General features: G+C 70.0%; 1 protein-coding gene. It reads left to right on the forward strand.

The window, feature by feature from the left end; translation table 11 throughout:
- Positions 1 to 1,059, forward strand: a 1,059-nt coding sequence (gene mbhE, locus G6020_RS17010) for a hydrogen gas-evolving membrane-bound hydrogenase subunit E (RefSeq protein ID WP_241732636.1), incomplete at both ends; no start/stop codon positions are given.

Here is a 1,059-nt window from a genome sequence, read left to right on the forward strand (position 1 = left end):
GGGCTCACCCGTCCGGGCGGAGGACTGGGTGGTGGTGCTACTGCTCGTGGTGGGGACCGCAGCCATGGTCATCTCCCGCTCCAGGGTCGGCGCCGTCGCGAACGTCGGGATCGTCGGGTTCGCCATGGCGCTGTGGTTCTTCACTCTCGGTGCGGTCGACGTGGCTTTGACCCAACTCCTCGTCGAGGTCCTCACCGTCGTCGTCATCGTCCTGGTCCTCCAGCGACTCCCCCCCACCTTCCACATGGTCTCCCGCTCACGCATGCTCGTCAGCGCGGCCGTCGCGATCGTGATCGGCCTGGCCTCGGGCGCGGCGGTGTGGGCCATGACCGGTCGCCGGGAACTCTCCGATGTCGGGCGGTACTTCCTCGACAACGCGGAGGAGGACACCGGTGGCATCAACGTGGTCAACACCGTCCTGGTGGACTACCGAGCGCTGGACACCCTCGGCGAACTCACCGTGCTCGGGGTGGCCGGACTCGCGGTGGTCCTGGCTCTGCACGCCAGGCGCACCCTGCCCCGTCGCCAGGTGCGTCTCTCCGTCCCCTCGAATTCGCCGCTCCTGCCCGCCGAGGACAACGGGGTCTTCCTCCGCACGTTCGCCCGGGTACTGGGCCCCCTGATCGTGTTCCTCTCTCTCTACTTCCTCGTGCGCGGCCACAACGCCCCCGGCGGAGGTTTCAACTCCGCGCTCATCGGCGGGGCCGGAATCGCGATCTACTACCTGCGCGCACCCAGGGACGAGGCGGCGCGGATCCGGGTCCCATACGTCGCGGTCATCGCGGCGGGAGTGGTCATCGGGGTCGTCACGGGTCTCGCGGGCTTCGTGGACGGCTCGTTCCTCCTGCCGCTGCACGCCTACCTCGGCGACGTGCACCTCACCACTGCGTTGGTCTTCGACGTGGGCGTCTACCTGGCGGTCCTCGGAGTGATCATGGCCGCGATCGACAAGCTCGGCGGGGACGACCGGAGCGACGAACCCGCCGTGCCGCCCCCGCCCCCCGGCCCGGTCGCGGAGGCCACCGACCCCGCCACCACCGAGGACGCGGAACCGGTCCT

The sequence above is a fragment of the Dietzia sp. B19 genome, from assembly GCF_014145155.1.
GTDB lineage: Bacteria > Actinomycetota > Actinomycetes > Mycobacteriales > Mycobacteriaceae > Dietzia > Dietzia natronolimnaea.